Genomic DNA, 2,377 nt, shown 5'->3' with positions numbered 1-2,377 from the left:
CTGCTGCGGGGCGGGGCGGCGTCAGGTCACGTCGACCACCACCGAGTGCCGTCCGGTCGCGCCGTCGGGGACGGGGTCGGCGCGGTCGGCGGTCTGGGTCTCGCCCGAGCGGTCGGTGGCCCGCACCCGTAGCTGGTGCCGGCCGGGCTCGGCCCGCCACTCCCACCGCCACTGGCGCCAGGTGTCCACCGAGTCCTCGTCGGCCAGTTCGGCCGGGAGCCAGGGGCCGTCGTCCACCTGGACCTCGACCCCGTCGACGCCGGTGTGCTGCGCCCAGGCCACCCCGGCGACCTGGACCGTTCCCGCGGTGAGCCGGGCGAGGCCGCGCGGCGTGTCGATGCGGGACTGCGTCTTGATCGGCGCCTCGCGGGACCAGCCGCGCTCGACCCAGTAGGCGTCGTAGGTGTCGAAGGTGGTCAACTCCAGCTCGGAAAGCCACTTGCACGCCGAGACGTAGCCGTAGAGCCCCGGCACCAGCATCCGCACCGGGAAGCCGTGGGCGAACGGCAGCGGTTCGCCGTTCATCCCGAGCGCGAGCAGCGCGTCCCGGCCGTCCAGCACCGTCTCGACCGGGGTGCCGATGGTCATGCCGTCCACCGAGCGGGACACCAACTGGTCGGCCTGGCCACCGGCCGACGGCGGTCGCACGCCCGCCTCGCGCAGCACCTCGGCGAGCGGCACCCCGATCCAGTGGGCGTTGCCCGCGTACGGCCCGCCCACCGGGTTGGAGACGCAGGTCAACGTGATCCGCCGCTCGACGAGTTCACGCCGCAGCAGGTCGTCGAACGTGAGGCTGAGGGGTCGGGTGACGCCGGCGCCGTGCACCCGCAGCCGCCACGAGCCGGCGTCGACCCGGGGCACGGTCAGCGCCGTGTCCACGCGGTAGAAGTCGGCGTTCGGGGTGACCAGGGGGCCGAGGCCCGGCACCCGGAGCTCGGCGCCGCGCGGCATCCGGGGCGCGGCCGACGCGGGCCCCGGCAACCGGATCGCGGCCCGGCCGGCGCTGGCCTCGGCCCGCCCCGCGGCGTTGACGCGGGACGCCACGAAGCCGGCGCCAGCCGTCGTGGCGGCCACCGCGCTCGCCGCGACCACGAAGGCGCGCCGGTCGAAGTCCGGCCGCGGCGGCCCCGGCTCCGTGGGGGACCGGCGGCCGGTCGGCGCGGGCGCGCGGCCGGCCACCAGGTACAGCGCGAGCGCGCCGCCGACCGCTCCGCAGGCCGAAGGCACCGCGTCGAACCGGCCGGCGTCGGGACGTTCGGCGGCCGCCAGCACGCCCACGACGCCGAACAGCAGCACGCCGGCCGCGGCCAGCCGCCGGTGACGGGCCGCCAGCAGCCCGAGCGCCGCCGCGAACAGCGTCAACAGGGCCACGATGCCGAGCCGCAGCACCAGCTTGTCGTGGGTGCCGAAGGTCTCGATGGCCCAGTCCTTGACGGGGGCCGGGGTGCGGTCGACGACCGCGCCGCCGACCGCGGTGACGGGCCCGGCCTCGCGGCGGACGCCGGAGGCGACCAGTTCCGCGACCGCGAGCGCGGCGCCGGCGGCCAGCAACCCGCCGAGCGCGTGCGCCGCGCCGGCGAGCCACCGCGTGGGCGCCTTCTCCGGGTTTGTGCCGTCTTCACCTCTCACAACAGTGCTTCGGTGCCGACGCGGCGCCGGATTGGTCGGTGCTTCAGAAGCTCCCCGACTCACCCACACGGGTGACGTATAGGTCTGATGTTCGCCACGTGCGATGTCCCTTGGGGCCCATCCGTCGTCCGCCCGGCTACGAATGCCCTGTGAGAGGCCGGTACGGCGAGGCGGAGGGCAGGGCATGACGGTGCGGGAGACGGCGACCGCCGTGATCGGAGCGGGCGTCGCGGGGCTGACCGCGGCCTGGCTGCTCGGCCGGCGCGACGACGTCACGCTCTTCGAGGCGGACGATCGGCTCGGCGGCCACGCCCACACCCACGAGGTGACCGAGCCCGGCGGCCGGACCCATCAGCTCGACTCCGGTTTCCTGGTCCACAACCACCGCACCTATCCGAACCTGCTCCGGCTCTTCGCCGAACTCGGCGTCGCCACCCAGGAGTCGGAGATGAGCATGTCCGTGCGGTGCGAGGGCTGCGGGCTGGAGTACGCCGGGGCCCGCGGCCCGCGCGGGCTGCTGGCCCGCCCGCGCAACGTCCTCGACCCGCGCTTCCCGAGGATGCTCCTCGACGTGCCGCGCTTCCACCGGCTCGCCCGCCGCCACCTGGCCGCCGGCGAGCCCGAGGACGACGGCCACACCCTCGGCGACTTCCTCGCGGCCGGCCGCTTCACCCGCTACTTCACCGCCCACTTCGCCCTGCCCCTGGTGTCCGCCGTCTGGTCCTGCCCACCAGGCGAGGCCCTCCGC

General features: G+C 75.8%; 2 protein-coding genes. One reads left to right on the top strand and one right to left on the bottom strand.

Annotated elements, in window-relative coordinates; translation table 11 throughout:
• Window positions 1–21: 21 nt before the first annotated feature.
• Window positions 22–1,629 (bottom strand): molybdopterin-dependent oxidoreductase, encoded by a 1,608-nt coding sequence (locus E1283_RS35365; protein WP_425086276.1) that lies wholly within the window; start codon window positions 1,627–1,629, stop codon window positions 22–24.
• Window positions 1,630–1,813: 184 nt separating this feature from the next.
• Here E1283_RS35365 and E1283_RS35360 point away from each other — a divergent pair.
• Window positions 1,814–2,377 (top strand): FAD-dependent oxidoreductase (locus E1283_RS35360; protein WP_132822256.1); only part of this gene is annotated, 564 nt, incomplete at its 3' end.

Origin of the sequence: Streptomyces hainanensis (assembly GCF_004348415.1) — a bacterium.
In the GTDB taxonomy this organism is placed as follows: domain Bacteria; phylum Actinomycetota; class Actinomycetes; order Streptomycetales; family Streptomycetaceae; genus Streptomyces; species Streptomyces hainanensis.
This window is presented reverse-complemented; position numbering and strand designations above follow the sequence as displayed.